This window comes from Collinsella sp. HCP28S3_G2 (genome assembly GCF_052065125.1).
Lineage (GTDB): Bacteria > Actinomycetota > Coriobacteriia > Coriobacteriales > Coriobacteriaceae > Collinsella.
Genome location: NZ_JBQHUO010000003.1, coordinates 148,932 through 172,709 on the forward strand (window position 1 = coordinate 148,932; position 23,778 = coordinate 172,709).

Genomic DNA, 23,778 nt, shown 5'->3' on the forward strand with positions numbered 1-23,778 from the left:
TTGGTGCCCTGCTTTTGCTTGCTATTTTGCACGCGACCACCTAACCCATGACCGACATGGTGAGCAGCACCGCAGCGGCACAGTACGCCACGCACGAGATCATAACGGCAATGACGTTCATGGCGGTACCCGACGTATTGAGGTCGTGCTCGTCGCGCCAGAACAGCACCATCAGGTAAATCACAGCGCTCATGTTGCCAATCAGGCAGACGATGGCCGCGATGTTAAAGCAGCCGGTAAAGAGCTGCTCCTCAAGCATGGGCGCGTCGGGGAACGCCGTGGTGCGCACCAGCTGAGCGCACAGGTAGGTCACGAGCGACAGGATCAGGCCCATGCCCGTGCTCTGGAAGAAGAATCCCAGATACGGCTTGGGTTCATCGTCATGGCCGTCGTACTCCAGGAAGTAGTTCTTGACGAACGACACCATACGCGAGGCAGCCAGCAGCACGAGCGGCATGGCGCACATGGGGAACACCACCAGATGCGCGGAGCCCAGCGCCGTCCCCAGCACTGCCGCCATGATGCACGAGGCAATGCCCCACACGACAACCCAGTACTGGCGATGCACAAACCAGCTGAGCACATTCGTCGAGTCGTCGGACGCGCTATCGCCCGAGCCGACGCCTGCGATCTGCAGGTCCTCCTGGTGCTCCTCGGCGATAACGTCCATGGCGTCGTCGAAGGTCACAATGCCCAAGATGTGGCGGTTCTCATCGCAGACGGGGATGGCGACCAGGTCGTACTTGGTCATCTCATCCGTTACGTCTTCCTGGTCCTCGTCGGGCGACACATAAACCAGGTCGCGGTAGGCCAGCTGGCCCAGCGTGGCGTCGCGGTCGGCCACGATCAACGTGCGCAGCGAGAGCACGCCGGTCAGCATACCGCTCGGATCCTCGGTATAGACGTAGTAGACGCTTTCGAAATCCTCGTCGAGCTTGCGGATCGCCTCGATGGCGTCACAGACCGTCGCCGTGGCAGGCAGGGAGACAAACTCCGAGGTCATAATGCGGCCGGCAGTGTTTTCCTCATAGCCCAGCAGGTTACGAATCGCCTTCTCCTCCTGAACGCCCATCAGGCGCAGGAGCTTCTCGGCCTTCTCGTAATCGAGCTCATCGATCAGGTCGGCGGCGTCGTCCGGGTCCATCATGGCCAGCATCGACGACGCATCCGTGTCGGACAGGCCCTCGAGCATCTCGGTCATGAGCTCGTCGTCATCGAACTCCGAGATGGCCTCGGCGGCCTGGGCGGTGTCGAGCTGCGCGAACACCTGCGCGCGCAGGCGAGGATCGAGCTGCTCGATAATGTCGGCAATGTCGGCAGGATGCAGCTCGCCGAGCGTCTTATGCGACACCGACAGCTGGATGTTCTTAGTCGAGCGATCGAGCAGGTCCATGTAGGACCAGGCGATGATGTCCTCGCCGAGCGGTTTGCCCAGGTGCTTCATAAAGCCCTCGACGACATGTTCAAGAGCGGGGCTGATTGCGCGCAGCAGACCGCGGGCACCGACTTCGGCACCCAGCAGGCGCAGCTGATTTTCGCCCGACATGGAAAACTTGATGTCGTTTACGCGCACGACCTTCATGCCCTGCGTGTCGACGATTTGTTTATTGAGCACGTCGCGCGCGAGCAAGAGTTCGGTCGGCTGCAGGTACGAAAAACGGATTTCGGTGGCCGACGTCTTAAGGTATACGCCCGTCTCGTCGATACGGTCGACCCATTTTCGCCAGCTGATCATAAACGGCGTCTTGCCGGGACCGCGGAACGCGAGCGACGTCACGTGCGGAAAAACTTCGCCGGTAGCAATGCCAAAATCGTTCACAACGCCGAGCTTTTCGCCATCGACGTCCAAGACCGGCAGTTTGAGCATCTCACTCAGATAATTCACTGGTGCTCCCCATCATTATTCCTTCGGACCGTGGCCATGCCGGCACGCCATCCGTGGACTTTTAGATATGTATACGCATGCGCGGGCGGCACACCGCTCGGCGCTCACACCCCGTGCATGCGCAAGAAGCACCTGCAAGGGGTCATCGACTGTATGGTCGAGGTTTGGATTTCACCTGCAACCTTTCTCTTGACCCTTGTTATCCGCAGTAACTATAGCATCAGCATCGCGCCGTGACGCCAAATTTATGCTCCAAACATCGCAGGCATACCAAACGCTGACGCATCCGTGACATAGTCGTTTAAGAACGTCCCCCATGACTAGTCTGTGGTGTCGTTATCTTCGGCGAGCTGGGGAAACACGGCGTTCTTGGGCATGGAAGTCTTCGTTAGCGAGGTGAGTTTTTTGCTCAGCGACGTATCCGTCTTAACCAAATCGCTCAGCGTCACGATCTTGTAGCCCTTGGCGACAAGGCCATCGATGATCTGCGGCAGCGCTTCGAGCGTCTGTTCGGAGCACTCGTCGCTATCGGTGAACAAAACAATGTTGCCCGGAGTCACCGATTCGAGCACTGTCGAAACCTGTTCGTCGGCGCCGTTGAGCAGCCAGTCGCCCGAATCGATATTCCACGAGACCACGGCAGACACCAGGTCCATCGCATCGATCCAGTTTTGCTCGTCAAACGCGGCGTAGGGAGCACGCAGCAACATCGTCTCGACGCCGGTCGCCGACTTAATCGCCTCGGTGCCCTTCGTGATCTGCTTGCGCACCGCCTCGCGATCCTTGCCCTTGAGCGAATCATCGCTGTAGCTGTTGGAGCCGATCTCGCATCCAGCATCGACAATCGCTTTGGCAGTAGCGGGCGAGGCTTCCGCAGCATCGCCCGAAAGGAAGAACGTCGCCGTGACGCCCTTTTCCTTGAGCACCTGCAAGACCTGCTTGGTCGCGCCGCTCGGACCCTCGTCAAATGTCAGGGCCACGTACTTTTCGTTGCCCTTGGGCGCTACGCTCGCGCACTCGACTACGCAGTCGGTGGCGGGCACGACCTCGCCGCGGTCCTGCGTCTTGCCCGACTGCTCGCCGACCCATACCTCGGAGCGGCCCCGAACGCCCCAGGTTTTAACGTATTCGATAGCGCCCGTGCCCTCGACCTTCAACTTGGGCTCAATGGTCGTGACCTGGACCTCGTGCTTCTCGTACGTGTCGCGGCCGTCTTTGACCGTCACTTTCTCGCCGCCCGTTAGCTCGCGGCTATTCCACTTGCCCTGCTTCACCCGTTTGCCGTCCACCTTCACCGACAGCTTTTCGCCGCCACGGCGGGTAAGCACGCTATCGTCGACAGCCAACAAGTCGCCGGCATCGTAGGTGTCGGTCAGGCCTTGATCATCGATAAGGTTCTGCAACGTGGAGCCCACGCGCACCGAAGCCTGCTCCCCATTGAGCACAATGTCCACGCTGCGATTGACATAGCCCACGACGGCAGCGATAAACAGCACGAGCGCACAGCCGACAGCGATGAGCGCATAGGGCAGGCGGGACGGTCGGCGCGGTGAGCGCCCGTTGCCGATGCGCGCGCTGCGATCGCTAAACCCACGGCTATGGTTGAGGTACATCGCGCCGGGTTTACGGCGACGTCGACGCTGACCGCTGGGCAGCTGCCCCAGGTCGCGTCGCGCCGTCGGACGCGCACCCGAGCGCCCGTTTAAGTTAGATCCGTTTTGGCGCATGTGCCCTCCCCCATAAACACAGCGAGCCGGAGCAACATGTCTCCGGCTCGCCCCCCGTCATTTGGTACGTCGCTATTTGCTAGCTTTTGACGAGCCCCCGCTCGCCTTTTGATATTCGTCCTTAAAGGCCTTGAACATACCGCGCGTCTTGCCGAGCTGCTTGCCCAGTGCGCGACTGCCCTTGTCCACAGCGGCCGATCCCTTGTCATCGAGCACCTTGGCGCCCTTCTTGACCTTATCGCCCACCACGACACTGGCCTCGGCAGCCTTGGCGGCCGCGCCACCCGAATACCCGAGCGACTTGACCTCGTCCGAGACAATCATCGCGCCGTTCTCGTAGCCGCGCAGCATCGTCGGCGGCATCTGTGTGTCGCCCACCAGCACACTCGAGGCAGTGCCGGCGGTCACGTAGAACGTCTGCACGATACCCGAACGCGGCTTGAACTCAACGTCCGAGCAGTAGCCCACGACGTCGCCCGATTCCGTGCGCACGTCCATGCCAACCCAGATGATGCAATCGTCCAGGTTGATATCGAGGCGCTTGGCCGCGGCGGCATCGTAGGTGCCCTTGACATCGTCGACCGCGACAGCACCCTCATAGACGCCGATGGCATCGAGCGCCACAAATCGATCGGGGCGCTCGATCATGCCCGCGATATCGGACTGGCGAACCATAAAGCCCACCACGCGCGTACCGCCCGGGGTAAAGACCGGAAAGTGAATCTTGCCGAGCTTTTTGGGGCTGCGCGGCGTGCCGTCCTTTTTGGTGCGCTTGTCTTCGGCAGGCTTACGATAAACCTTGACGCCGACAAAATCCCCTGCGCGCATTATGCCTCGGTCGAGGGCTCCGTGGCCTCGGTGTCGGCCTCAGTGACGTTCTCGACCACGACGTCGGCAGCGGGCGTCACGTTGCCGCCCGAGATGGCGTCGTTGAGCTGCTCGCGAAGCTGGTCCATGCGCTCGCGGGCCAGGTCGACCTTGGCGCGCAGGTCATCGGTCTTGGCGTCGACCATCGGACCAAAGTCGTTGACCGCGGCACGAGCCTCCTCGGCACCGTGCTCGTAGGTGTCGCGCAAGTTGTCCCAGGCATCGTTGGCGATATCGGCGGCCATGGCACGGGTCTCGGCACCCGAGCGCGGGGCCAGAGCAACGCCGATGATAGCGCCGGCGGCAGCGCCAAAGAGCGCACCGGAGACAAAGCTGAAAGTCTTTCCCATGATCATTCCTCTCCTGCGGGCACCTCGATGCCCACCGTTTGAATGCTGTCCATTATACCCGCAGCGCAACACTTGCCGTCGTGCACATCTGCGTACGGTAAAAGCGCAGGTACATGATAGTGATAAGCGAGTGAGCCTACTCCTGCGGCATGGCAGGCATGGCCACCGTGGCCGCCGGGTCCTCGCCGGCGCCATCAACGAGCGGAAGCGCACCTTCCTGTGCGGGGCCTGCCGGAACCGTCGCCGCGCCACCGTAGACGGCAGCGGGGGCCTCGTGGCTCTCGGCGGTCGCGCCCTCGGTATCGATTGCCTCCTGCAGCTCATCGTCAAAGCTCGGAACACCCTGGGGCTCCACGGGCTCGGACTCGACAGCTTCCTCAGCAGCTGCCTCGACGCCGGGTTCGGAATCGGCAGGAGCCTCGCCTTCGGCCCCGTCCTCGGCGTTTGCGGCGGCGATGGCCTCGTGCGGATCCTTGCCCTCGGCCTCGGCGCGCATACCCAGCACCAGGTTGCGCAGGCCCGCGACCGTGCCCTCCACGTCAGGGGCAGGCTGGTCGGCGTGCAGATAGGCCCAGTCCATCATAAAGGTCGCCGAAGACAGCGCGCCGATGGCCAGCGCGTCATCGGGGCATGAAAGCTCAACCTCAAAGACACGCTCATCGTGCTCGCTTACGCGGGTACGGCCGCACGAAATGCTGCCGGCGAGACCGGTCTCGTTCATGAGCTCCACTGTCACGTGCTCAAGCAGATGGCAAAGCTCGGTCTGGCCCATGCAGTCCTGGAATTCACGACCGGAATCGCCTAGGCACAGGTGCTTGGCAATCGCGGGCACCAGGTAGTACACGCGCGCCGTGGCCTCGATGTCCTCCGAGGTCATGAGCGGCATGCCGGGGTTCACCAGCACATGCGCGCAGATCTTGTCCTCGCTGACGGTGACCTTAAGGATGTTGAACAGGCCTGCCATAACTCTCCCCTACTCTTCCTTGCCCTACTCGTCGCCGTCGTGCGGGTCCGCAGAGCCCGCGCCCGGCGTCGCCGGCTTATCTGCCGAGGACTCGGAATCCTTCTTATCGGTTTCGGCCGGAGCGATCACGCGAATAAGCGAGATGCGCTGGCCACGCATCGACTGCACCTTGAACTTGTACCCTGCAACCTCAAACACCTCTCCGATGTCGGGCACCGAGTCGCAAAGTTCCAAAATCCAGCCGGCGATGGTCTCATAATCATCGCTTTCCTCGAGCGGCCAACCAAGCTCAATCGCATCATCGCACGAAAAACGCCCATCGACGAGCCACTCACGGCGCGAAAGACGCGTGAGGTACTTGTTGTCGGGGTCGAACTCATCCTCGATCTCGCCCACGATCTCCTCGACGATGTCCTCGATGGTAATGATGCCGGCCGTGCCGCCGTACTCGTCCACGACCACCACGATCTGGTCGTGCGAAGTCTGCATCTCGGACAGCAGCGGCAGGATGTCCTTGGTGTCGGGCACAAAGGTGGCGTCGCGCAAATAACCGGCGATGGGCTGGTCGCCCTCGCCGTCGAGCGAGGGCTGAATCAGGTCCTTGATGTGCGCGATGCCCGCCACGTTGTCGGGATCTTCGTGATAGACGGGGATGCGGCTAAAGCCGGTCTGGCGCATAGTGGACAGCACGTCGGCGACCGTCTCGTCGTCCTCGCACATGGTGGTGTCCACGCGCGGCACCATGACCTCGCGGGCAACGGTATCGCCCAGGTCGAAGATCTCGTGGATCATACGCTTTTCCTCGTCGAGCAGGTCGTCCTGCTCCGAGACCATGTACTTAATCTCTTCCTCCGAGACGTTTTGGCGATCGTCGGCGCTCTTGATGCGCAGGATGCGGGCCAGACCATCGGAGCAAGCACCAGTCAGCCACACGAGCGGACGGGCAATCTTTTGGAAAAACGACAGCGGCCCCACGACCTGCTTGGACACGCCTTCGGCATTGGCCAGACCAATGCGCTTGGGCACAAGCTCGCCAATCACGATGGACACGAAGGCAACCGCAACGGTGATGATGACCGGTGCCAGTCCGCGCGCGATGGCAGAGAGCGGCGCGATGCCAAAGCTCATGAGCCACGTGGCGAGCGGGTCGGACAGGCTCGTCGAAGCAACGGCGGACGAGGCAAAGCCCACGAGCGTGATGGCGACCTGGATGGTGGCGAGCAGCTGGTCGGAGTCGGCAGCCAGCTTAACGGCACGCTCGGCGCGTTTGTCGCCTTCCTCGGCCTCGTGCTCCAGCACGGCGCGCTTTGCCGTGGTGAGCGCCATCTCGGACATAGAGAAGTAGCCGTTGATGAGGGTCAAAACGAGGGTGGTGATAAGGGAGATGGTTATGTCCATCGGGAGTTTCTCGAACCTCCAAGATTCGGGACGTTAGGTAGTAAGCGTAGATAACGGATAGGGCAGTTGCGTCCGGCGGCCGCTTGGATGGGTCCGCAGGCACAGACGTGATCGCTAGATTACGAAGAGGATCACCGCCATGAACTGGAAGATACTGCCGGCGAGCACCCACAAGTGAAACACACTGTGCAGGTAGCGCACGTTTTTAGCGATATAGAACGGCACGCCCACGGTGTAGCACACGCCGCCGACAGCGAGCAGGGCAAGTGCCACGGGGTTGAGCAGCGACACGAGCTCGGGCAGCTTAAAGACGACGAGCCAGCCCATCAGCAGGTAGACCAGGCCGCTTACCCAGTGCGGTTGACGCTCGCGCATAAAGCACTCGAGGGCGATGCCGATAATGGCGATGGCCCATACGGCAAAGAACAGCATAGGGCCGCCATCGTTTACGAGCGTGATGAGGCAAAACGGCGTATAGCTGCCGGCTATGAGCAGGTAGATGCAGCTGTGGTCGATGATGCGAAACACGCGCTTGGCGCGCGCGGGCTGAATCGCGTGGTAGAGCGTAGAGGCTAGGTATTCGAGGATAATGCTGACGCCATAGACAATCGCCGCGGCCATGTGGGCTGGGCCTCCGCCGCGAAGAGCGGAAAATACGATCAGGAGCACCAGGCCCGCGATGCCCAGCAGGCAACCGACACCATGGGTGACGGAGTTCATGATCTCCTCGCCCACCGTGTAGTGTGGAACGGCCGCGGTCTTGAGTCGCGGCTTAGAACTGTCGCTCGAATCGGACATGCCGGTTACATCCTCCAACGTAAAGAGTTCTCAACACTATATCAAAGCGTCTGGGTACGTGCGAAATTTGCACCATACGTGACCCCTTGTTTACCCATTCTTTGCTTGTTGACGCATCAACGGCGAACATCCATAATGCGCTTGTTTTAAGTGTTGACGTATCAACATCTTTAAGAAGAACCGTAAATGTCTCAAAGCGCACACCCCCATCGAAAGCTTAAGATAACCGTCGTTGTTGCGCTGGCGCTCGTTGTCACGTTGCTCGGATTTGCCGGCAACTTTTTGTTTGACTTTGCCCTGAACCCCCAAGCGCCGTACACCATGAAGATGATGCAGGATGGCAAAGACGACAAAAAAGGTGAGCAGCCGGATGCCGAGGAAACCGAGGCGCGGGCGTGGTTTAAGGAGAATCGCGAGAGCAGCAGCCTCACCGCGGGCGACGGAACCGAGCTTGCCGCTTGGTGTTTTGCCGCCCCAGAGACCACTCACAATTACGCCATCTGCCTACACGGATACACCAATGAGCCCATCGGTATGGCCCGATACGTCAAACGATTCCATGACCGCGGCATGAACGTGCTCGCGCCTGCCCAGCTTTCCCTTGCACGATGTAGCAAACTTGGTGTGCAACGTGCGCGCAGGCTACGACTTTCATAAGGCAAGCAGTGTGGAGCAACTCAAACACGCGACGGCTTCCATGTTGTTTATCCACGGCGCCGCCCACGCCAAGAGTGCGCAAGTTAACCCCGAGCTCTACTGGAACACAGTCAACAACTTCCTCGACGAGTATTTTTAGGCAACAAGCAACGTCTGGGTTTTGTTGCCAAAAACGCCTTGTGGTCGGCGGTATTCGACTTTCCCCGCACTTCCGAAAAGCCGCCCGTGAGCGCTGTGCTCGCGAGCGGCTTTTGCTCGAATTACGCCACAAAGGCGCTTGTATTGTCCAATAGCTAGGCGCTATTTGACCTCGATAAGCTCGTACTTGCTCGTGCCCAGGCCGATCTTCTCGGCGTGCGCGATGCACGCGCGCCAGTCGGTGTCGGGATGCGTGATGCAGAAGGGGTCACGCGCCTGCTCGCCCTCCAGATGCTCGTGGCTGTGCTCCATCTTGGCCGCACTATCGGTGAGCTCGGTGTTGGGCAGCGGCTCGGACGCCATGACGGCGTCGGCGCAGGCCTGGTCGATGGCGACCGGGTCGAAGCTCGCGAACATGCCGATATCGTTGACGATAGGCGTATCGTTTTCGGGATGGCAATCACAGTTGGGGCTGATATCCATGGCAAGCGAGATGTGGAAGCTCGGGCGGCCGTCGACGACGGCCTTGGTGTACTCGGCGATCTTGCAGTTGAGCACGTCGGCCGCGGCGTCATAGACGGGCTTGATGGCGTCCTGGTTGCACACGCCGATGCAGCGTCCGCAGCCCACGCAGCGATCGTGGTCGATGGCAGCCACGTGCACCGTGCGAGTAGCGCCGCTGGCAAGCTCGCGCTCGCGGGTGTCGTCGAACGAGATAGCGTTGTGCGCGCAGATCTTTTCGCAGGCACGGCAGCCAACGCAGTGCTCGGTCGCGACGTTCGGCTTGCCGGCGGCATGCTGCTCCATCTTGCCCGCACGGCTACCGCCTCCCATGCCCAAGTTCTTCATGGCGCCGCCAAAACCGGCCTGCTCATGGCCCTTAAAGTGGGTGAGGCTAATCACGATATCGGCATCCATGAGCGCCTGGCCGATCTTGGCCTCGCGCACGTACTCGCCGCCCTCGACCGGGACGAGCGCCTCGTCGGTACCCTTGAGGCCGTCGGCGATGATAATCTGGCAACCCGTGGCATACGGGGTAAAGCCGTTCTGGTAGGCGGTATCGATGTGCTCGAGCGCGTTTTTGCGGCTACCCACATAGAGCGTGTTGCAGTCGGTGAGGAAGGGCTTGCCACCCAGCTCCTTCACGACATCCGCGACGGCGCGGGCGTAGTTGGGGCGCAAAAAGCTCAGGTTGCCCAGCTCGCCAAAGTGAATCTTGATAGCGACGAACTTGTTCTCAAAGTCGATCTGCTCGATACCGGCGCGGCGGATGAGGCGCTTGAGCTTGTCGAGCTGGCTCTCGCGAGCATGCGTACGCAAGTTGGTGAAGTACACCTTAGCGGGTGCTGCGGGTGAAGTTGCGGTCATAGATCTATCCCCTCGGTCTATATGGCGTTACAGACATAGAGGATGGTACCCGTTAAAGTGGGGTCAAAGTCAAGTACGGCGCCTAGTCATTGGGGACAGACTTATTGGGGACAGACTTAAATGACTGAAACCACTCATTGGGGACGGACTTAAATGAGTGCCTCGCCACCTGGCGGCTAGGGACGTTCCTTTCCTGCCGGCAGCTGGGGACAGTCTTTGCCAACCCTGCCGGCGAGCCGGCGAATCGGCAAAGACTGTCCCCGATGACTAGTCGTTTAAGTCTGTCCCCAATGACCACTCTTGGTCGTTTAAGTCTGTCCCCAATGAGCACCCAATGACTAGGTGGCTAGGCGTGGGATTTGGCGTGAGTGAGGGCTAGGCCTACGGCGGCGATGGCCATGGCAAAGAGCACCGTGACGCCCAGATCGCAGACGATGTCGCCCAGCACGGTGGACGTCAGGTCCGACGAGAGCGCCTTGCCGATTGCGTCGTTCACCCAATACGTCGGCACAAAGTGCGCCACCGTCTGAACGGCCGGGCCCATCAGCGACAGCGGCATCCAGGCGCCGCCCAAAAACGTCATGAGCATGCCAAGCAGGTTGCCCACACCGTTGAGCAGCTCCTCGCGCGCGCCCAGGCTCGACAACGCAAAGCCAACGGCCAGCGGCGTGCACGCCAGGGCAAACGTTGCCGCCAGTGCCAGGCATACACGACCCACGCCGACCTCGGCGACCGCGCCGGCAAAGCCCACGACGCCCATCATGCTCGACACAAACCAGATGCAGACGGCGAGCACGGCGGCGGCCGCAAACACGGCAAGCGAGCGCTGACGCTCGGAGACCGGACTGGCCTCCATGCGGCGCACGCGCTCGGGCTCGTTCATGCCCGAGAACACCAGCCCCACCGATACGATGACCGACGAGATAATCGCGTACGTGCCAAAGTTGAAGTACGACTCAAGCGTGGCGGCGGCTGTCGAGTCGACCTTGACCTGCTCAATCTCGACCTCCGCGCGCTTGACGGCGGCATGCTCGGCGGCCTTGGCGACGTCACCGTCGGAGGCAGTAGGATCAAGTGCGGCCGCAGCGCCCGCGAGCGAGATCCAGCGCGAGGCCTCGGCAGACGAAAGCGCCGCCGCCATGGTGCCGGCACCGTAGGTCACATCGAGCTTGGGCAGGGACTCCCCCGCTCGGGCGGCTGCAACGAGGTCGTCCTCAAACCCCTCCGGGATAAAGAACACGCAGTCGGCGCTGCCCTTGGCGCTGTTGCTCTTGGAGAGCGCGTCCGCAAGGTCGTAGGTGTCCTCGCCGATACCCGTGACCAGATCAAAGCGCGAGCCCAGGTGCTTGGTAAGCGCACGCGAAAGGTCGCTGTCGTCGCGGTCGACCACGATCACGTTGGTGTCGTAGGGCTCGTACTCGGTGAGCTGCGACGAGTTCCAGCTCACCGATGCCGCGATGAATACGCCCATGAGCGAGATGAACACCGTATAGATGAGCAGGTAGAACGGGTGCGCCAGCGCCATGCGAAGCGCAGTCTTAAAGGTGCTCATAGCAGCTCCTTCCAAAGATCAGCGTGGCGACGGCAACGAACAACAGCGCCATAAGGACCAGCGCGCCAGCGCGAACGGCAAAGGGGCCCAGGTCCTCAAAGAAATACAAGCGGTTGAACATGTCGCAGATGAGCTTGACGGGATTGAGCCAACTCTCGGCCGGGCAGGCGCGGGCGACGTCGTCGGCAAGCGCCATCGCCGGCTCGCCATAAAGCCCGGCGAACAGGGCGCACGTGGTGGCAAAGCCTGTGAGGATGCCCGACTTGGACGCCTTGCCGCCCTTAACGGGAAGCGTGCCCACAAAAAGGCCCAAACCCGTCGCGGCAAGCGCGGACACGGCACCACCCACCAGACACAGCCCCTCGCGCCCGCCAAAGTCAACGCCCACGACCAGGCGCACGTAGCCGATCGCAATCGCCATCGAAGCAAAGGAGACCAGCCACGAGCCCACAAAGATACCGGCCAGCGATGCCGTCTTGGAAAGACCGCCCACGCAGCGACGCGCGCCAAGGCCCGACAGATTGGGCTGCAGGTCGACGACGCTCAAGGCGGCAAACTCGGCAGACATCATCGCGACCAGGCCAAAGAGCGCGTAGTAGTAGATGACCGTGCCATCGGGCGTGGCACGCGTCAGGCTCACACGGCGGGTTCCGCCCTCAAGCGACAGGGCGCGCGCAACCACCTCCGGGTCGGCGAGCGCCGCCGGGTTGTCCTGGGCAATCTGGCGCATGAGCTCGGCATTTTGCGTATACGAGCTTGCCACCGTCTCCAGGATGCTGCGGTCGGTGAGCACCGACGTCGCACGCGAGCTGTCATAGCTCGAAAGCAATGTGAGTTTGGGCGTGCCCGCGGCATCGACCGCATAGATGCCCGCGACCTCGCCGGCTTTAAGCGCACGGCTCGCATCGACTGCGTCGTCGCACTCGTGGATCTCGAGCAGTTGGTTGTCGCCTTCCTTGGCAAGCGACGTCGCCACGTCCTTAAAGGTCGAGGCGCCCCAGGCCTCATCCGCCACGACGGCCACCGGCACCGGGTCGACCGTGCCGTCGGAGCTCAGATTCGCAAACATAAACATGAACATCGTGGAAAGCGCGACGGGAAAGATCGCGCCCCAAACCCACGTGCTCGGCCGGCGCAGCAGCGTCTTGACCGTGATAATAATGGTGTTGAACATGGCCGCCCCCTAGTCGCGCAGCTCGCGGCCGGTGATCTCGAGGAACACGTCGTTGAGGGTCGGCGGCTCGCTCCACACGCGGCCGAGCGCAACGTCGGCAGCGCGCAGCGTGTCGAGGATGTCGACCAGATTGTGCGGGCTCGCTTCGCAGGTGCAGACGAGCTCGCCGCCGGACAGCTCGACGCTGAGCACGTGCTCGAGGGCGCGCAGTCGCTCGACCGTGGCGAGCTCGACGGCGCCGACCTCGACGGTCACGCGCTCGCCCATCTGAATCATGCGCTTGAGCTCGTCGTTGGTGCCCTGCGCCAGCACGCGCCCGCCGTCCATGATCATGATGCGGCTGCAGATCTGTTCGACTTCCTCCATGTAATGGCTGGTATACACCACCGTGGCGCCTTCGTCGCGCAGGCGGCAGATGCCCTCCAGGATGGCATTGCGGCTCTGCGGGTCGACGGCCACCGTGGGTTCGTCGAAGAAGATGAGCTCGGGCTTGTGCGCGATGCCGCAAGCGATGTTGAGGCGACGCGCCAGGCCGCCCGAGAGCTTGCCGGGGCGAAACTTGGCAAAGTCGCCCAGGCCGACAAAGTCGATGGCCTCGTCGACCAGCGCGCGACGGCGTTTGCGGTCGTTGACGTAAAGGCTGCAGAAATAGTCGATGTTCTCGCGCACCGTGAGCTCGTCGAACACCGCCACCTGCTGCGGCACCACGCCGATGCGGCGCTTGAGGTCGTAACGCGTGGGCGTCATGGGCTCGCCGAACAACTCGATGGTGCCTTTATCGTAGGCGAGCAGCTGCAGGATGCAGTTGATGGACGTGGTCTTGCCCGAGCCGTTGGGGCCCAGCAGGCCAAAGATCTCGCCGGGGGCGATGTTTAGGTTAAAGTGGTCGAGCGCGATAAGATCGTCGTAGCGCTTGACGAGGTTTTCGACGTGGACGATGTCTGTCATGAGGCAGCCCTTCCGTTGATTTCGGCCCGGTACGATTGCATCATCGCAGGAGCCGCCAGCGCGCGCCAGTGAGCTTTGTCACGAGTGCGAGGCTCGGTCGCGTGGCCTGCCGGCACCCCCGATTTGCCACGTGGGAGGAATGTCACAGTTGCGCAGGCGGCCCCTCCACCACGCGCGGCTTCGCGTACAATACCCGTATGAACAGGCTTTTCGACAAATCGATCGTGCTGGCGTGCTGTATTGCGGCCGCCATGGGTCTTGCTGTGGACGCTCGTCTGGTCGCGGCGTTTTGCCTTGGCGTTATTGCCACCTCGCTGGCCGAGATGGCGCAGGACAAACGCACGCGCCGTGCAAGCGAGGCAGCGAGCTACGTTTACATCATCGCGGCCGTCTTCATACCGCCGTTTGTGCCGTTTGCGCCCCTCGCCCTCTATGACATCGCGCGACGCGTGCGCCGTGAACACGTTTGGGTCACGCTGGGCGCCGGCGCCATCTTTGTCTGCGCACTCGTCGCATATGCCCACGCCGGCGCGCTTCCCACCCGTGCGCTGCTGTTGACCGCCATCCTTTCAGTCGCCGCCACCTTGCTGTCTCTGCGCACCGCTCAGCTGGAGCGCGAGCAGGAGCGCATGCGTCGCACCCGCGACGAGCTGCAGGAGCGAGCCCTCGCGCTCGAGGCGCGCAACCGCGACCTTGCCGACCGCCAGGACTACGAGGTCGAGCTCGCAACGCTCGCCGAGCGCGCCCGCATCGCGCGCGAGATCCACGATAACGTGGGACACCAGCTCACGCGCGCCTCGCTGCAAACCGAGGCCCTACGCGTGGTCCACGCCAACGAGCCCGGCGTCGCCGCCGACTTCGCTGACGTCAAGCGCACCGTGGACGAAGCGCTTCAGCTCGTGCGCTCGAGCGTCCACGCGCTCAACGACAACGCGGCGAATCTCTCCGTACAGCTCGAGCGCATCGTGGAAGGCGCGCACTCAGATGGCGGGCCGCAGATTGAACTTGAGGTTTTGGCCGAGCATGCGCCCGCAAATGTCGCCAACTGCTTTGCGGCGGTCCTGCGCGAGGCACTTTCCAACGCCATACGCCATGCTTGCGCCCATACTGTCACCGTACGATGCATGGAGCATCCGTCGTTTTACCAGCTCATCGTTACCGACGATGGCGCAGGCGGGGCTCAAGCAAGCGGCCGCAACGTCACAGGAGGCATGGGGCTCGGCTCCATGCGCGAGCGCGTCGAGGCGCTTGGCGGCACCTTCACCGCCGGCCCGCGCGCCGGCGCCGGCGGCTGGCGTGTGTTTGCCACCGTTCCCAAACAGCAAGGAGATGAGGGCCGATGAGGCTCATCGTTGTCGACGACGACCGTTTGGTGGTCGATTCGCTCAAGATTATCCTGGGCGCCCAGCCGCAGATCGAAGTGGTGGGTACCGGCGCCAACGGCAACGATGCGGTTTCACTCTATGCCGAACACGCACCCGATATTGCGCTGCTCGACATTCAGATGCCGGGGCGCGACGGGCTTTCGGCGGCCCGCGAGATCCTCGAGCGCGACCCTGCGGCGCGCGTGGTGTTTCTGACGACATTCTCGGATGACGAGTACATTGTGTCGGCGCTCAAACTGGGTGCCCGCGGCTACCTGATCAAAACCGATGTCGCTGCCATCCCGCCGGCGTTGGCCCAGGTCATGGACGGCAAACGCGTGCTCGAGGGCAAGGCAATCGAGGATATCAACTTTGATGGGGCGGGCGTCGAGGTGGGCACGACCCGCCGGCCCGCGGCCTTCGTCAGCCTGACCGACCGCGAGTTCGAGGTCGCCGAGCTCATTGCCCGCGGCCTCGATAACAAGGAGATTGCCGCCACCGCCTATATGGGCGAAGGCACCGTGCGAAACCACATCAGCTCAATCCTGGCCAAAATGGGCCTGCGCAACCGCACGCAGATCGCCATCGCCTACCTGCGAGGGTAGTTGCCCGAAGACCGACCGCCCCGACATAACAAAATGTCTTCTACCGGTTTAATGCCATTTCAAAACTATGCCGGTTTACGGGGCTAAACTCAGGACCCCCATCCATACCCGCGTTTTCTGTAAAATGACGGCTCGTCTACCTGCGGTTTTATTTTCACGAATATCAGCATGGTTGGGGACTCGTGATTCAGCCCCGTAAACCGGCCTAGCTTTGTCCGAGCGGCCACGTCAAGTGTCTCCGCAAGCCGCTCCAAGCCAAAAATGATCCGTTTTCCTCCGTCCCCAAGGGATCAGCCGGAACCGCTCGCCTACGCACAAAAGCGGCGCCACCGTGGGGGGTCATTCGACCGGGGGGGGCGGGGGGGGGGGGGGGGGGCGGGGGGGGGGGGGGGGGGGGCTATGTTCTGGCTCCCCGCCGGCCGCCCGGGGCCTTTTGGCCCCGGGTGCCGCCAGCGTGCCTAGCGTTTACGGATACCCCAGACCAGGGCTCCGACGCCGGCCATGGCGATAACAAACGTCATGAGCAGTGCGGCGGCCTGCTGGTCACCCGTGGTGGGCAGGAAACCCTTGACCGTCTTGACGATGTTCGTCACGGTCTTGGGCGTGCCGGGATCGGGCGTCGGCACGGGCGTCTCGGGCTTCTTGTACGTGTTGTTGAACACGATACCCTCGACGCTCTTGTCGCCCTTGGTAAAGGCGACGTTCGCCTTGAGGTTTCCCTCGCCGTCATCGGCCACGTTGACGGTCGCGGTAAAGACGGACTTGTCATAGGTCATACCGGCCTCGTCGCCCTTGACCTCGCTGATGGTGTAGACGTACGTACCGGGCTCGTCGTACTCGAACTTGTCGAAGTTGATCTTGCCGTCGGCATCGTTGGTAACCGTAGACTCGATGTCCTCGCCAACGAGCTTAAAGCTAAACTCGTCCTTCTTGAGCTCGCGTCCCTCGAGCACCTTGACCGCGCCGATGGAGACCTGCGTGGGCATGGCGTGATACTTGTTGGTAAAGCCAGCCGACTCGGTAGTTCCCTCGAGCTTGTGCGTCGCGGTCAGTGTGCCGTCACCATTGTCGGAGACGGTGGTCACGACGGTGTAGGTCGTACTGTCATAGGTGACGCCCTTGTACAGGCCGAGCGCGTTGGGGCAAGCCTCGCGCAGCGTGTACGTGTGCGTGCCGGGCGCCTCGTAGCGGATCGGGCTCAGCGTAACGTTGCCGTTGGCGTCGTTGGTACCGCTGGCGACAACCACGCCGTCCTCGAGTAGCTCAAACGTGAACTCGCCGGCTGCAAGGTCGCGGCCGGTTAGGCGCTTGACCGTCTTGACCTGATCGGTCACCACAGAATCGGTAGGCGTCACGCTGTAGGTGTTGGTGAACGTGAAGGCAGCGCCGTCGTCACCCTCGCGCACGACCTTCAGATGTCCAGCGCCGTCGTCAGTCACGGTGTAGGAAACCTTACGCGTGGCGTTGGCGTCGTTAGTCACGCCAGGGGCACTACCGGACTCGGTCACCGTGTAGGTAAAGGTGTGCGAGCGCGGGGCGGTGGGGGCTGCGGGCTCGGACTCGCCGCCGGACTCGTCGGCATTGGCGTCAGCGTCGACGTCGACCTCTTCAGCCTCCGCCTCGTCGGCCTCGACTTCGTCAGCTTCGTCTGCCTCGGCCTTATCGGCCGCATCGTCCGTCACGCCCAAGGCGCGGTTGAGGTCCTCGAGCGTAAAGTGGATCTTGCCAAAGTCCACGTTGCCGGCCGCGTCGTTGGTTGCGGTCGTGCACTCGGGCATCGGGGCGCCCGCCTCATCGGCGGTCACGGTAAAGGTGAACTTACCCGTGATATCGGCCGGGGTCAGGCCCTCGGCAGCCTGGAGCTTCTTGGCGCCGGCGAGCGCGGCGTCAACGGCATCGGCGCCGTAGACGTTCTCGAACACGGGCTCGACGCCACCGTAGCCAGGCTCCGCCGTCAGAGTGCCGTCGCCGTTGTCGACGACGATGACCTTAAAGCTAAAGCTCGACTTCGCGGCAGTAATACCCTTTGCTGCGAGCGGGGACGTGTATTCAAACGCCGTGTAGTTGATAGTCCACGCAAGCTTAGCATCCGTGTCGGTACGGATGGCGCGTCCGGCGCTCACCAGATCGGCGAGCATCTCAGTCGTGTAATGCAGCGTGCCAAAGCTCACCTGGCCGTTGATGTTGGTCGCCACAGTGCCGTCAATGGCTTCCGTCTCGCCCGCATAGGCGATGCCAAAGTAGAACTCGCCGTTGGCCAGCGGACGACCGGTCAGGGTCTTGGTGGCGACAATCTGCGCAAGCTCGCCGCCCGGGTTATCGGTCGATGCGTGGTAGCTGTTGGCGAACGGGACCACGGCGCTCTCGACCTTGTTCTCGCCGCTCTTGTGGACCGTCACAGGCGTGCCCTTGGGTCCGCCAGAAACGGTCGTCGTAGCGGTGAGTGTGCCGGCGCCATCGTCGGCGATAGCAATCGTCACCGTGCGCTCGGCGCTGTCGTAGGTGTAGCCGGGCTGGCCGTCGTTCTTCTCGGCCACGGTGTACGTAAAGGTCTTGCCGGCATCAGCCTGCGTAAACTTGACCTCATGACCCGCCAGAATGTCAATCAGACCGACCGTTGCCTCTGCCGTTGCAGGGGACTTGTACACGTTGGCGCCCTCGTGCAGGCCGAGCGCGATGGCTGAAGCCTCATCGGCAGGCGTCACGGTAAAGGTGAACTGACCCTCGGTCATGGGACGTCCGGAGAGGGTCTTGCTGAGCTTGAGGCCGCCAGCCGCGGCGTAATCGAGCTCAGAGCGGTACGTGTTGGTGAAGCGGCCGCTTTCCTTCTTGGTGACGTTGGCGGTCAGGGTGCCGTCACCGTTCTCGGTCACGGTCACTTCGGCGGTTGCGACATGCGCGTCATACGTCATACCGGCCGCGCTTCCCGCGTTCTCGCAGATCTCGTACTTGTAGGTTCCGGCAGCCGTGTAGTGGATCGTGCCGAACTTGATGGCGGCGATGCCATCCTCCGCGTCCTTCTTGCTCACGGTTACGGTTGCCGGGTCGGGCAGTGGGGTGCCCTCGGGGGCCGTGATGGTAAAGCTGAACTTGTCTGCATCCGTCCAGTCGCGACCGTCGATGGCCTTGCTCAGGTCAAAGTCGAGCTCTGCGTCGATCGGGGTCACACTGTAGGTGTTCTTGAACTCGGCGGGCTCGGTGCCCTTCAGGACATGCTTTGCTTCGAGAGTGCCGTCGCCGTTGTCGGTGATGGTGGTCTCGATGGTGTATTCGGCGGTGCTGTAGGTGATGCCCTTGCTGGTGGTTCCGCCGTTGACCTCGCGTAGCGTGTAGGTGTGCTTGCCGGCCTTGGTGTACTTCACGGCGCTCATCGTGATCTTGCCTTCGGCATTGTTGGTGCCGGTGGCGACGGCCTTGGCGTCCTCGCCCTCGCCCTCGACGAGCTCGAAGGAGAACTCGCCGTCCTTGAGGTCGCGGCCGGTCAGGGACTTGGTCGCGGTAATCTGGTCGGTGACGCTGAACTCACCAGGATTCGGCTTGTAGCTGTTGCTGAACTTCGCCTCGTCGTCGCCCTTCAGGACATGCTTCGCCTCGAGCGTGCCGTCGCCCTTGTCGGTGATGGTGGTCTCGATGGTGTAGGTCTTGCCATCGTAGGTGATGCCGTTACCGGCGTCGCCCGGGACCTCGCGCAGCGTGTAGGCGTGCTTGCCGGCAGCGGTGTACTCGATGGGGCTCATCGTGATCTTGCCTTCGGCATTGTTGGTACCGGTGGCGACGACCTTGGCGTCCTCGCCCTCGCCCTCGACGAGCTCGAAGGAGAACTCGCCAGCCTTGAGGTCGCGGCCGTCCAGAACCTTGGTCGCGGTGATCTGGTCGGTGACGCTGGAGCTAGACGGCGTCAGGTTGTAGGAATTCTTAAACTCGGCAGGCTTGTCGCCCTGCAGCTTGTGCTCCACGCTGAGGGTGCCGTCGCCGTTGTCCTTAATGATGGTCACAATAGTTTGTTCGGCGGTGCTGTAGGTGATGCCGTTCTCGGTGGCGCCGGCCTTGGTCTCGCGCAGTGTGTAGGTGTGCTCGCCGGCAGCGGTGTAGGTAACGGCATCCATCACGATCTTGCCGTCGGCATTGTTGGTGCCGGTGGCGACCACGTTATTGCCCTCCACGAGCTCAAAGTGGAACTCGCCGGCCTTGAGGTCACGGCCGTCCAAGGACTTGATCGCGGTAATCTGGTCGGTGACGCTGGAGCTCTTGGAGCCAGGCTCGTAGGAGTTGGTAAACTTCGCCTCGTCGGCGTCCTTCAGCTCGTGCATGGCGCTGAGCGTGCCGTCGCCGTTGTCGGTGACGGTCGTCTCGATGGTGAACTTGGCATCGCTGTAAGTGATACCGCCGGCGCTGCCCTTGACCTCGCGTAGCGTGTAGGTATGCTTGCCGGCCTTGTCGTACTTCACGGAGTTCATCGTGATGCTGCCGCTAGCATCGTTCTTACCGGTGGCGACGACATCGTTACCCTCGACGAGCTCGAAGGAGAACTCGCCCTCCTTGAGGTCACGACCAGCCAGAACCTTGGTCGCGGTGATCTGGTCGGTGATGCTGGAGTCCTTGGGCGTCACGTTGTAGGCGTTCTTGAACTCGGCGGGCTCGGTGCCCTTCAGGACATGCTCGGCCTTGAGGGTGCCATCGCCCTTGTCGGTGATGGTGGTCTCGATGGCGTACTCGGCATCGCTGTAGGTGATGCCCTTGCTGGTGGTTCCGCCGTTGACCTCGCGTAGCGTATAGGTGTGCTTGCCGGCAGCAGTGTACTCGATGGGGCTCATCGTGATCTTGCCGTCGCCATTGTTGGTGCCGGTGGCGACGACCTTGGCGTCCTCGCCCTCGCCCTCGACGAGCTCGAAGGAGAACTCGCCGTCCTTGAGCTTGCGCCCGGCCAGGGACTTGGTCGCCTTGATCTTGTCGGTGACGCTGAAGCTCTTGGGGGTCAAATTGTAGGCGTTCTCGAACTCAATCTTCTTAACGTCCTCGGCGCCCTTCAGCTTATGCGTAGCCACCAGCTGGCCCTTACCGTTATCGCTGATGGTCGTCACGATGGTGTAGACGTTTTCGTCGTAGGTGATGCCACCAGCGTTGCCCTTGACCTCGCGCAACGTGTAGGTGTGCTGACCGATCTCGGTGTACTTGATAGCGCTGAACGTAACCTTGCCGTCAGCGGCGTTCGCAACGGTCTCGATAAGCTCGGAGTCCTCGCCCTTAACCTCGCGCAACTCAAAGCTGAACTCGCCGGCCGTAAGGTCGCGCCCGGTCAGGACCTTGGTCACGGCAATCTGGTCAGTAACGCTGGATTCAACAGGATTCGTAGCGTAGGTGTTCCTGAACTCGGTCACGTCGGCTTCGCTCCAAGCCACCTTCACCTCAGCGCTCAGCTCACCCTTCTTGTTGGGCGTTACCGTCACGGTGATCTTCGCAACGTTCTTGCTGTAGGTGATGCCATCGATAGTTTGACCAGCGTTCTTCTCGCGGACCTCATAGGTGTACTTGCCCGGCTCGGCATAAGTAATCTTGCCAAAGTTAATGGCTGCCTTGCCCTTGTCGAGATCGGCATTGGTCACAGTTACGGTCGCGGGGTCGGGCATCGGGGCATTGTTGTCGGACGTCGCGGAGAGCTCAAACTCAAACGCATCCGTACCCGTCCACTCGCGGCCCTCGAGCACCTTGGTCAGACCAAACTCCGCCTTGGTATCCACCGTTGCCGGCGTCATGCCGTACTTATAGCTAATCTTGCCGTTATTGCCCAGGTGAACGTCAACCTCTGTTGCGTTCGACTTGGCGGATGTGTTGTTCCACTTGGGATTGAGCACGTCACTCGCGGTACCAGTGCTGTTGCTCTTCTTGGTGGTATGGAGCTCGTCGATAAAGGCCAGACGCGCGGTTCCCGCGCTAAACGAAAGGTTGTCGTCCTCGTCGGCAACAAGAGCGTCGTCAAACTTCGCAGCGTCGCCGCCGATAAACTCGATGACGGCAGAGGCGGGCTTGGCCTCGCCGTTTTCGCCCTGCTCCTCAAACTCATCCTCGTAGTAATAGATGCTGTCGGCAGCCAGCGAATCCTTCGCAGGCTGCGTGCAATCCTCGTCCACATAAATGAGAGTCTGCTTCTGGAAATAGTAATAGCGGTTGGTGTCGGCAGGCTCAAAGTTCGCGATCGTATCGCCCAGCGCGCCAGCGTTCCACTTGTTCGCGTAGAAGTTGACGGTCTTGGAACCGTTCTCCGCGGTGGTCGAATTGCTCTTGATGTAGTCCTCGAGCCCCTTTACGTTCTTGGGCGTAAACAGGTTATCGAGCGCTTCTTTCTTAACGCTTGAGGTGTAGTTCACCTGAATGGGCTCAGTATTGTCGACCGTAAGCACGCCGTCGGTGATCTTAAAGTGGCGCAGCGGAATCAGCGACGCAGGAATCTTAACCGTTACGATATCGCCGGTCTGAGGCTTGCCCTCTTCGGCATGCTGAACGGTGATGACCAGGTTCGCAGCGGCACCAGAAAATGTGTAGGTGTCGACGTTACCCTCGGGCTTCTTTGACGGTTTTTCAAACGTCTCGCCGCCATACACGACGGACGTAAAGTCGTCGACCTGCATAAAGTCGCCCAGCTCATCGGTAAACGTAATGTAGCCAGACTTATGCTCGCCATATCCACTGTGAGTTTTGGTTGGGTAACCAGCCTGGATAATGCTTCCGGAGATATCTTTGAAGATTTCCTCGAGCTCGGCGGCGCTGGTTGCCGACTTGTAGTAGTCGGAGTTTTCCGCACGTGTGCCAAGATTATCGCTCGTATACGACTTTGCGTCGGGATAATTGCTCGACACGGCATGCATGAACTTATTCTCTTTGCTTGTGCGCTCTTTCGCGGGGTCGGCATTGGGATCTGCGCCGTCAAAGATGCCGATAGCGTAAATGTCGGCACCTTTATTCTTGAGGTTCTTGGCGCTACGGATGGCGCTATTGGCAACCCCGGCCTCGAATCCATTAGAACTCGTAGGTGAGCCATCGGTGAAGAAGAGGACGACCTTCTTGGCGTCGGCGCGACCATCATTCAAAAGATTCTGGGCAAATTCCATGCCAAAGTCTGCCTGAGTAGCGCCGCCGTAGTTGATGTCGTTTATCTTGCTTTGAAGGGCAGTCGCGTTATCTCCCTTGCACACCGTTAAGCGGCTTACAACCTGCGAGTAGTTATAGGTGCTTCTGCCATCACGATATGTGTCATTACCAACCTTATTGGTCTTCTTACCTGCAAACTTTACAATAGCAACTTGATGCAGTTTGGACTTATCTGCAATGCTTTGGTTTTGCGTATTGATAGCACCGATAAAACCATTTGCTGCGGACTTAAGCGCCGCCATGCGATTCTCGGCGCCATCCATGTCATCCTTCATCGAGCCAGATGCATCCAGTACCATCACGATGTCGAGCGGCTTGCCGGAAACCGTTGTATCAGATGTCGAAGAGATAGCAGACAGCGTGGTCAGGAAATCTGACTCTCCGTTCTCGACTGCCTTGACCGTCTTGTCGGTCCAGATTCGGCCGACGTTTTGAGTTGTTACTTCCTTTCCGTTATAGCCGCCGGCCCAGAACTTCCAGTAGTTGCTGGTGTCGGGGTCGACGACCTTTCCGGTCATTGTCGGTCCGTCCATTCCGGTGCTGGACCTGGCGTTGGCCTCGGGCAGCATGGCAAATGCTGCAGCCGGCAACACCAGCACTACGGCCAGTATCACCGCCAAGAGACCCCTCGTGTACTTACTCATCGCGTCTCCCTTCTCGCGATTTCAGACCTTGCGTCAGCCTAAAGTTACGGAATGAGACACAATTTGAGCAGGTGACACACGTTCCAGATTCGGTTTTGAACGTGAGACAAATGTCTCACCAAAGTTGAGACACGAGGGTTTTCGCAGGAAAACAGGTGCGACTCAAGATCGACGGCCAAAATCGCCCGTTTTC

The 23,778-nt window shown here is 61.2% G+C and carries 16 protein-coding genes; 3 read left to right on the top strand and 13 right to left on the bottom strand.

The genetic code is table 11. The features are described from left to right. Positions 1-40: 40 nt before the first annotated feature. The 8 genes from ACTNB2_RS03530 to ACTNB2_RS03565 form a co-directional block, all read right to left on the bottom strand. Complete coding sequence (locus tag ACTNB2_RS03530) at positions 41-1,885, bottom strand: magnesium transporter (RefSeq protein WP_441041527.1); 1,845 nt, start codon at positions 1,883-1,885, stop codon at positions 41-43. 320 nt (positions 1,886-2,205) lie between these two features. Then, positions 2,206-3,612, bottom strand: coding sequence for a polysaccharide deacetylase family protein (locus ACTNB2_RS03535; protein WP_441041526.1), 1,407 nt, complete (start codon positions 3,610-3,612; stop codon positions 2,206-2,208). A gap of 72 nt (positions 3,613-3,684) precedes the next feature. Continuing rightward, positions 3,685-4,440 (bottom strand): PRC-barrel domain containing protein, encoded by a 756-nt coding sequence (locus ACTNB2_RS03540; protein WP_154516592.1) that lies wholly within the window; start codon positions 4,438-4,440, stop codon positions 3,685-3,687. Beyond that, entirely contained in the window at positions 4,440-4,829 is a 390-nt protein-coding gene (locus tag ACTNB2_RS03545; protein ID WP_441041524.1) for a YtxH domain-containing protein, read from the bottom strand. The genes ACTNB2_RS03540 and ACTNB2_RS03545 overlap by 1 nt, the downstream gene beginning before the upstream one ends. Positions 4,830-4,965: 136 nt before the next feature. Continuing rightward, positions 4,966-5,793, bottom strand: a complete 828-nt coding sequence (locus ACTNB2_RS03550; protein ID WP_441041523.1) for a cyanophycin synthetase family protein — start codon at positions 5,791-5,793, stop codon at positions 4,966-4,968. 24 nt (positions 5,794-5,817) lie between these two features. Then, the gene (locus tag ACTNB2_RS03555) at positions 5,818-7,191 is read right to left on the bottom strand and encodes a hemolysin family protein (RefSeq protein ID WP_427793690.1); all 1,374 of its coding nucleotides are present in this window, start codon (positions 7,189-7,191) and stop codon (positions 5,818-5,820) included. 114 nt (positions 7,192-7,305) lie between these two features. Continuing rightward, a complete protein-coding gene (gene trhA, locus ACTNB2_RS03560) occupies positions 7,306-7,989 on the bottom strand; it encodes a PAQR family membrane homeostasis protein TrhA (protein WP_441041521.1) in 684 nt (227 codons plus the stop codon). A 90-nt stretch (positions 7,990-8,079) separates the two neighbouring features. After that, a complete protein-coding gene (locus ACTNB2_RS03565; protein WP_441041520.1) occupies positions 8,080-8,478 on the bottom strand; it encodes a hypothetical protein in 399 nt (132 codons plus the stop codon). 178 nt (positions 8,479-8,656) lie between these two features. Between ACTNB2_RS03565 and ACTNB2_RS03570 the strand changes: the two genes are divergently transcribed. Further along, positions 8,657-8,785, top strand: a complete 129-nt coding sequence (locus tag ACTNB2_RS03570) for a hypothetical protein (RefSeq protein ID WP_427718066.1) — start codon at positions 8,657-8,659, stop codon at positions 8,783-8,785. Positions 8,786-8,946: 161 nt separating this feature from the next. On the opposite strand, the gene ACTNB2_RS03575 is transcribed toward ACTNB2_RS03570, so the two are convergent. From ACTNB2_RS03575 to ACTNB2_RS03590, 4 genes are all read right to left on the bottom strand, one after another. Then, positions 8,947-10,152 (bottom strand): DUF362 domain-containing protein, encoded by a 1,206-nt coding sequence (locus ACTNB2_RS03575; protein WP_441041518.1) that lies wholly within the window; start codon positions 10,150-10,152, stop codon positions 8,947-8,949. A 346-nt stretch (positions 10,153-10,498) separates the two neighbouring features. Continuing rightward, the gene (locus tag ACTNB2_RS03580) at positions 10,499-11,704 is read right to left on the bottom strand and encodes an ABC transporter permease (protein ID WP_441041517.1); all 1,206 of its coding nucleotides are present in this window, start codon (positions 11,702-11,704) and stop codon (positions 10,499-10,501) included. Further along, a complete protein-coding gene (locus ACTNB2_RS03585; RefSeq protein WP_441041515.1) occupies positions 11,691-12,878 on the bottom strand; it encodes an ABC transporter permease in 1,188 nt (395 codons plus the stop codon). Before ACTNB2_RS03585 ends, ACTNB2_RS03580 begins: the two co-directional genes overlap by 14 nt. A 9-nt stretch (positions 12,879-12,887) precedes the next feature. Next, entirely contained in the window at positions 12,888-13,826 is a 939-nt protein-coding gene (locus ACTNB2_RS03590) for an ATP-binding cassette domain-containing protein (protein ID WP_441041513.1), read from the bottom strand. Positions 13,827-14,023: 197 nt separating this feature from the next. Between ACTNB2_RS03590 and ACTNB2_RS03595 the strand changes: the two genes are divergently transcribed. After that, entirely contained in the window at positions 14,024-15,169 is a 1,146-nt protein-coding gene (locus tag ACTNB2_RS03595; protein WP_441041511.1) for a sensor histidine kinase, read from the top strand. Further along, positions 15,166-15,795, top strand: a complete 630-nt coding sequence (locus tag ACTNB2_RS03600; RefSeq protein ID WP_441041510.1) for a response regulator — start codon at positions 15,166-15,168, stop codon at positions 15,793-15,795. The genes ACTNB2_RS03595 and ACTNB2_RS03600 overlap by 4 nt, the downstream gene beginning before the upstream one ends. Before the next feature lie 458 nt (positions 15,796-16,253). Here the strand turns inward: ACTNB2_RS03600 and ACTNB2_RS03605 are convergent, their stop codons facing one another. Next, positions 16,254-23,585 (bottom strand): Spy0128 family protein, encoded by a 7,332-nt coding sequence (locus ACTNB2_RS03605; protein ID WP_441041508.1) that lies wholly within the window; start codon positions 23,583-23,585, stop codon positions 16,254-16,256. Between the last annotated feature and the right edge of the window lie 193 nt (positions 23,586-23,778).